1 protein-coding gene is annotated in these 263 nt (G+C 27.8%); it reads right to left on the bottom strand.

Going from position 1 to position 263, the window contains the following annotated elements:
• Positions 1 to 263, bottom strand: a 263-nt coding sequence (locus R0J92_RS23875) for a restriction endonuclease subunit S (protein ID WP_411053504.1), incomplete at both ends; no start/stop codon positions are given.

Here is a 263-nt window from a genome sequence, read left to right as displayed (position 1 = left end):
AGACTTTCTTTATTCTTAATAAGCTTATCTATTAATAGATCCTTTTCTTTTAAGAATTTCGTAATTTTATTCTGTAATTCTATTGGTGGAATTAATAATTGGATGTTTTGAATATCGCCTTTAGAAATACCAAACCTTGTAACTCCTCTAGCACTTATCCAAAAATGTTCTTTAAATCCATAAGAATAGAGTAAATAATACAAATATAACCCTTTAACAACATTAACGTTTGGTCTGATTAAAGCTAGGTGATAACCACACAC

Origin of the sequence: Tritonibacter sp. SIMBA_163, assembly GCF_046535935.1 — a bacterium.
GTDB lineage: Bacteria > Pseudomonadota > Alphaproteobacteria > Rhodobacterales > Rhodobacteraceae > Epibacterium > Epibacterium scottomollicae.
The sequence above is the reverse complement of the archived record's forward strand: the minus strand, read 5'-3'. Positions and strand labels throughout refer to the sequence as shown.